The organism is Rugamonas sp. FW305-51 (assembly GCF_058786935.1).
Genome location: NZ_JBYSZG010000097.1, coordinates 1 through 3,845 on the forward strand (window position 1 = coordinate 1; position 3,845 = coordinate 3,845).

The window sequence follows — 3,845 nt, forward strand, 5'->3', positions numbered from 1 at the left end:
CGTCTATTCCGACGCGGCGCCGTCCGGCGCCGACGGCGAAGCCCAGCTCTACCACCCCACCCTGCCCGATCCGGCCGCCACGGCCGCCGCCCGCTTGCCGGGCGCGGCCAACCTCGCGCCCGGCGCCGCACCAGGCGCCGGGGCCCAGGCCAATCTGGCGGGCGCCAATGCCGGGGCCCAATCCGCCACCGAGCTGCAGGCCACCCAGCAGGCCGGTGCCGCCGCCGTGCCGGCCGGGGAAGCCCGTCCGGCCAGCGCCGGCGCCGCCTTGCTGGCCAGGGCGCCTCTGATCCCGGCCAGCGCCCTGCCGGCGCTCGACGCCACCACCCCGCCGCCCACACTGAGCGCCGCCGCCCGCGTACTGACGGCCGTGCTGACGGCCGCCCCCGGCACGCCGGCCGGCGCGCCCGTGGTCTTGACGGGCAAGACGGCGCTGGTGGCGGCCGGCGCCCCGCCCGAGCCGGAACAGCTGGCCCAGCGCTTGCAGACCACCATAGGCCACAGCGGCCTGTTCTACGAATCGCACGTGGCCGACTGGGTCAAGGGCGAGCGCAGCCTGCCCGAGCTGATGCAGGAACCGCAGATGCAGCGCCAGCAGCAGGCCGCCGCCGACGGCGCCGCCCGGGCCCAGGCCGGCCCCGACCTGTCGGCGGCCCTGCTCATCAACCAGCAGTTGCACGCCCACGAGCAAGCCCGCGTCCAATGGCAGGGCGAGGCGTGGCCGGGCCAGCCCATGCAGTGGGAAGTGCGGCGCGAGCAGCGCGACGGCGACGGCCGGCAAGGCCAGGACGGACGCGACGGCGCCGACGGCCAGCCGGAACCAGTGTGGCGCAGCGGCGTGCGGTTCCGCTTTCCGCTGCTGGGCAAGGTGGCCGCCACCGTCACCGTGGCCGGCGACCAGGTGCAGATCCAGGTACAGACCGGCAGCGACCAGTCGGCCGTCACGCTGCGGGCCTACGCCGGCCTGCTGGAACAGGCCATGGCGGCGGCCGGATCGCCGCTGTCCTCGCTCACCATTGCCGTCGACACGGGAGCCGGCGATGAACCGTGACGCCCCGCGCCGCCCCCTGCAAAGCGCCGTGGCGCTGGCCTATCAGACGGGCGCGGCCGCGCCCAAGGTGGTGGCCAAGGGCCGCGGCCTGGTGGCCGAGCAGATCATCGCCGTGGCCCAGGAGCACGACGTGTTCGTGCACGAATCGAAGGAACTGGTGTCGCTGCTGATGGAAATCGACCTCGACAAACAGATTCCGCCCACCCTGTATCGTACGATTGCGGAACTGCTGGCCTGGCTATATCATATTGAATCAGCGCAAAAGTCTGGCGCGCCGCTTCCCGCGCCGCCCGATCCCAGCCTGCCGCTTACCGAACCCTAGACCCCGATACGGACGCGATGCATTCATTACGACAGGAAGCAGACTTGGAAAACTGGCATGACTTCGAGGTCGAATCGCGCAGGGAGATCATCGCCCTGCTGCGCAGCATCGGCGAGAAGAACCAGCTGATCCGCATGCTGGTGCAGGGCGAGGCCGACGTGTGCGTCACCTCCATCCTGGAAGTGCAGCCCGACAATAACGCCGTCATCCTCGACTGCTCGATCGACCGCGAGCAAAACCAGCGCATCGTGGGCGCCGCGGCCGTCCATTTCGAGACCACGCTGGACAAGATCCGCATCCTGTTTTCATCGGACAAGGTGGAAAAGTGCTTGTACCGGGGCAATCCGGCGTTGCGCATGGCGCTGCCGGCCACGCTGATCCGGCTGCAGCGGCGCGAGTACTACCGCATGACGACGCCCGTCAGCAACCCGGTGCGGGTGGCCATCCCCCTGCCGGCCGAGCTGGGCGGGGGCAACCACCCGTTCCCGCTGGCCGACATCAGCTGCGGCGGCATCGCCATCCTCGACAACAAGCTGTTGCTGGGCGATACCATCGGCCGCAACTACGCCGACTGCCGCATCGATTTGCCGGACGTGGGCGCCATCGTCACGACCTTGCAGATCCGCAATTCGCTCGACATGACCTTGCTCAACAACAAATCGAACCGGCGCCTCGGTTGCCAGTTCATCGACATTCCCCGGCCCATGCTGGCCCAGGTGCAGCGCTACATCACCAAGCTCGAACGCGAGCGCAACGCCCGCATCGCCGGCCTCGGTTGAACAGGCGGGCCGCGCCGGGCCCGCCTGCCATTATCATTTGATTACACTTGCATGTTCATGATGTCGTGATAGGCCGATACCAGCTTGTTGCGCACCTGCATGGTGGCCTGGAAGTTGATGCTGGCCTTCTGCATCGAGATCATCACGTCCGACAGACTGACGCTGTCGTCGCCCATGGCGAAGCTCTTGCCCTGGGTCTCGGCCTTGACCTGGCTGGCGTTGACCGCGTCCAGCGAGTTTTTCAGCGCATCGGCGAAGTTGACCTTGGCCGCCGGGGTTTCCGTCTGCACCACGGGCGGCGTGGCCTGGGGCCGCGTCGCGTGGGCCTTGAGCTGCGCGATCATGGCCTGGATCTGGCTGCCGTCTATACCACCTGTTCTCATCTTGACTCCGTTTTGTTGCTGCCGCGGAACAACTTCCGGCGGCCAGGGAGACAGCGCCACGTTACAATAGCTACTGTCAGGCTGCCAGAATAGCAGTCCCGGCGCCAGCGGCAGGCCCGAGCAGGAGGGCAAACGGGGCTCTGTTTGACCGTTTGAAATGCCCGGCGCCCGGCGATAATCCGTATCAGGCCCACTCCCATGATGGGATTGGATAGCGACACTTATGAAATCATCCCCACCATGGCCGTAGCCGAAGAACGCGACATCGACGCAGCAGAGCAAGCGGGCGCGCCCGACGAGGCGGCGGCGAAGCTGCCCTTCATCCAGACGCCGATGGGCAGGAATTTCCTGCGCGGGGGCGCGGCCGCCGGCGTGCTGGCCGTGATCCTGGCCCTGTGGCTGTGGAACAAGCCGCCCGAGTACGGCGTGCTGTTCTCCAACTTCAGCGACCGCGACGGCGGCGCCATCACGGCCGAACTGGACAAACTGAACGTCAAGCACAAGTTTTCCGAGGGCGGTACCGCCATCCTGGTGCCCACCGAACAGGTGCACGACATCCGCCTCAAGCTGGCGGCCCAGGGCTTGCCCAAGGGTGGCAACGTCGGCTTCGAGCTGATGGAGAACCAGAAGCTGGGCGTATCCCAGTTCCTGGAACAGGTCAACTACCAGCGCGCGCTGGAAGGCGAACTGGCCCGCTCCATCCAGTCGCTGGCGGCCGTCGAATCGGCGCGCGTGCACCTGGCCCTGCCCAAGCCGTCCGTGTTCGTGCGCGACCAGCAAAAGCCCACCGCCTCGGTGCTGCTCAACCTGCACCCGAACCGCGTGCTCGATCCCCAGCAGACCAGCGCCATCGTGCACCTGGTGGCCTCCAGTGTGCCCGAACTGCTGCCGGCCAACGTGACGGTGGTGGACCAGGCCGGCAACCTCATTTCCGACCTGAACAAGAACGGCAATGCGGGCCTGAACAAGAACCTCGATGAAAGCCAGCTCAAGTATGTGAAAGAGCTGCAGAATTCCGTCATCAAGCAAGTCGAATCGATCATCATCCCCATCGTGGGCACGGGCAATGTGCGGGCCGAAGCGACGGCCGACGTGGACTTTTCCCAGGTCGAACAGGCGGCCGAAACCTACAAACCGAATTCGCCGCCGGCCGCCTCGGCCATCCGCAGCCAGCAGACCAGCGAGTCTGGCGGCAACGCCAACGCCAACCCGGGCGGCATCCCGGGCGCCCTGTCCAACCAGCCACCCGGCACGGCCACGGCGCCGCTGACGGCCACCGGCCCCGGCGGCACCGCGCCCGCCCCCGGCAC

Annotated in this window: 5 protein-coding genes; 4 read left to right on the forward strand and 1 reads right to left on the reverse strand. The window is 67.7% G+C overall.

Annotation, left to right across the window (positions count from 1 at the left end; translation table 11 throughout):
* From fliK to AC3WOS_RS28355, 3 genes are all read left to right on the forward strand, one after another.
* A partial coding sequence (gene fliK, locus AC3WOS_RS28345) for a flagellar hook-length control protein FliK (RefSeq protein WP_492720648.1) occupies nt 1–1,051 on the forward strand: 1,051 nt, incomplete at its 5' end.
* The gene (locus AC3WOS_RS28350; RefSeq protein WP_492720650.1) at nt 1,041–1,373 is read left to right on the forward strand and encodes an EscU/YscU/HrcU family type III secretion system export apparatus switch protein; all 333 of its coding nucleotides are present in this window, start codon (nt 1,041–1,043) and stop codon (nt 1,371–1,373) included. The genes fliK and AC3WOS_RS28350, both read left to right, overlap by 11 nt.
* 17 nt (nt 1,374–1,390) lie before the next feature.
* On the forward strand, nt 1,391–2,152 hold the full coding sequence (locus AC3WOS_RS28355; protein WP_492720652.1) for a flagellar brake protein: 762 nt from the start codon (nt 1,391–1,393) through the stop codon (nt 2,150–2,152).
* Between the two features lie 41 nt (nt 2,153–2,193).
* Here AC3WOS_RS28355 and fliE read toward each other — a convergent pair whose 3' ends face one another.
* On the reverse strand, nt 2,194–2,535 hold the full coding sequence (gene fliE, locus AC3WOS_RS28360; protein WP_492720654.1) for a flagellar hook-basal body complex protein FliE: 342 nt from the start codon (nt 2,533–2,535) through the stop codon (nt 2,194–2,196).
* A 240-nt stretch (nt 2,536–2,775) separates the two neighbouring features.
* On the opposite strand from fliE, the gene fliF reads away from it, so the two are divergent.
* A partial coding sequence (gene fliF / locus AC3WOS_RS28365; RefSeq protein WP_492720656.1) for a flagellar basal-body MS-ring/collar protein FliF occupies nt 2,776–3,845 on the forward strand: 1,070 nt, incomplete at its 3' end.

What these genes read in the sequence shown, in the direction of transcription:
- fliE (WP_492720654.1), bottom strand. Translation starts at nt 2,535, where the DNA reads ATGAGAACAGGTGGTATAGACGGCAGCCAGATCCAGGCCATGATCGCG.
- AC3WOS_RS28355 (WP_492720652.1), top strand. Translation starts at nt 1,391, where the DNA reads ATGCATTCATTACGACAGGAAGCAGACTTGGAAAACTGGCATGACTTC.
- AC3WOS_RS28350 (WP_492720650.1), top strand. Translation starts at nt 1,041, where the DNA reads ATGAACCGTGACGCCCCGCGCCGCCCCCTGCAAAGCGCCGTGGCGCTG.